General features: G+C 65.4%; 1 protein-coding gene. It reads left to right on the forward strand.

Going from position 1 to position 664, the window contains the following annotated elements:
- Positions 1-485, forward strand: a 485-nt coding sequence (locus AC27IQ_RS26500) for a Bug family tripartite tricarboxylate transporter substrate binding protein (RefSeq protein WP_487091444.1), incomplete at its 5' end; no start/stop codon positions are given.
- Positions 486-664 lie beyond the last annotated feature (179 nt).

Below are 664 nucleotides of genomic sequence, written 5' to 3' on the forward strand. Positions count from 1 at the left end.
CCCACAACCACCTCACGGTCGCGCTGCTGGCGAAGACCGCCGGTCTGGACATCGTTCATGTGCCCTACAAAGGCGGTGGCCCCGCCGTGGCGGCATTGGTTCAGGACGAATGCCAGCTGTATGCCGGCGGGGCCTCGCTGCTGCTGCCCCACGCCCAGGCGGGCAAGGTGCGCCTCGTTGCCGTGACCGAGAAGACACGTTCGGAGCTGCTGCCGGACCTTCCCAGCGTTTCGGAAACGCTCAAGGGGTTCGAGGTGACCAACTGGTACGGCGCGTTCGCACCGCGCGGGCTGGAGGCCAGCCGCCGCGCCCTGCTCAACCAGGAGATCCATCGCGTCATCGCACTGCCGGAAGTGGCCGACCGGCTCAAGGGACTGGGCATGGTGCATGCCTCCCTGTCGCCGCTGCAAGTGCGCGACGTGCTGCAGGCCGATCACGACCTCTGGTCACGCACGATCCAGTCGCTTCGCATCGCCAGCGAGTGACGTGCCACGTTCACGCAGTGGGCCTGGGATGGTTCACGACGATGCCCTGTCCAGCGCTGTCGAAGAACGTGCATCCTCCAAGACGCGCGTGCGGGTCAGCACATGCGATTCCTGCGATTTCTTACCCATGACGCAAGCTGCTTACCCAAAGGTCTATGCCCTCACGCCCAGGTTCTCCA

It is taken from the genome of Acidovorax sp. KPB24-07 (assembly GCF_057543315.1).